Raw genomic sequence first — 1169 nt, forward strand, 5'->3', positions numbered from 1 at the left:
GGTGTCTGTAGGAAGGCGTGTTCGGTGGCGGCCAGGGCGTCGAGGACGGCGGTGAGCTGTTCCGGGGTGTGCTCGCCGACCTGGGCGCGGTCGGCCACCGAGAGGGCGAGGTCCAGGTGCGCGGCGACCTGGGGGTCTCCGTGTCCGAGGTAGTGGGCCTCGTAGTTTCCCCGCAGCCGGTGGGCCCAGTCGCGCCACCGCTGCACCTGGCCGTCCACCACCGGCGTCCCGGCGATGAGCCAGAGACGGAAGTGGTCGGCGGCGACGCGGTCGGCCGGACGGTGGTCGAGCATGGTACCGCACCCACGCTGCTGCTGGTCGTCGGCGAGCGGACGCAGATTGTGGCGGCAGCCGAAGTATCGGCTGCTGGTGAGGCTCAGGCTGTGCCACTCGCAGGCGTAGACCACGTACTCGGCACGCCGGGCCCTGTGGCTGCTGTAACGGGTCGTGGAATGGGTCGCGGTCTCGGCGCAGTCGGTGACCCGACGAAAGTTCGGTGGCATAGGGAGTGCGCTCCTCAAACGTCGCCGGTCCGCAGTGTCGACCCGCGGCCGTAGCCAACCGAAGCCGCCGCGGCGAGGTCCCGCTCGACCCAACCACAGCTGCGCCGGACCCCCCGGGGAACCACGCCGCCGGTCAAGGCCGGCGAAGGGCCCGCCCACCCTGCCGCCGAGCCGGGCCCCTGCTGCGCCGTCCCCGCCGCGATCCTGTCGTCCATCCTTGACCTACGCCGCCTCCTGGTCGCAGCGTGCCGCTCGCCGCCGGCGCGGTGCTGCGCCCGGGATGCCCGCCCCGTCGACTTCCGACACGGAGCTGAGACGCCGTGCATCCGACACGACGTGAGACTGCGTACGAACCCGCAGGTCACGGGACCGCCGTCCGACACGGGCCGCGAGATCCTACACGCACCGCCGACTGTAGGTTCCGCGTCTCCATGCGCAACGGCCGCGCCGGATGCGCACTCGATGCGCAATTCTGGGCCTGCGTGCGCAATGGATCTCGTGACCAGCGTCGATACCGAAGGCGGTCCATCGTCAGACCACGGCGCCCCCGAGGGATTGCGTATCCCCGGCCGACCGGACGACTGCGCATCGAGCCCGGATTCCGGTGTTTCCGCTGGAACCAGTGCGCAGGGAGTCGCGGACCCTACACCGACCACACGCCGGCCC

Annotated in this window: 1 protein-coding gene; it reads right to left on the minus strand. The window is 71.3% G+C overall.

Annotated features, from left to right (window positions below; all coding sequences use genetic code 11):
- The coding region (locus ACFVSW_RS27975; RefSeq protein ID WP_387319892.1) for a hypothetical protein at positions 1–503 on the minus strand (503 nt) is incomplete at its 3' end.
- Between the last annotated feature and the right edge of the window lie 666 nt (positions 504–1169).

The organism is Neobacillus sp. NPDC058068, assembly GCF_042885335.1.
Classification (GTDB): Bacteria; Bacillota; Bacilli; order Bacillales; family Cytobacillaceae; genus Neobacillus.